Annotated in this window: 1 protein-coding gene; it reads right to left on the bottom strand. The window is 47.7% G+C overall.

Annotated elements, in window-relative coordinates:
- The coding region (locus N9R04_RS11400; protein ID WP_262856885.1) for a Rib/alpha-like domain-containing protein at nt 1-258 on the bottom strand (258 nt) is incomplete at both ends.

Genomic DNA, 258 nt, shown 5'->3' with positions numbered 1-258 from the left:
TCACTGTCCAACCTGGTGGTACATCTTTAGGGCCTTCGAACGTTGTTCCTGGTGGTAAATTGCCATCTTTCGTTTGTGGCACTTCTACTGGTGTACCTGGTTTCGTTCCTTGATCCTCGTATCCAGGGTCGTGTTGACCTGCATCTGTTTCACTTGGATCTTTCGGCACGACAGTAACTGTTACTGTCGGTGTATCTGTTGAACCGTCTGGATAGTGAACGACAACTGGAATATTGACTTTCGTATCCGGTGTTGCGT

Origin of the sequence: Staphylococcus marylandisciuri, from assembly GCF_025519785.1 — a bacterium.
GTDB classification, from domain to species: domain Bacteria; phylum Bacillota; class Bacilli; order Staphylococcales; family Staphylococcaceae; genus Staphylococcus; species Staphylococcus marylandisciuri.
The sequence above is the reverse complement of the archived record's forward strand: the minus strand, read 5'-3'. Positions and strand labels throughout refer to the sequence as shown.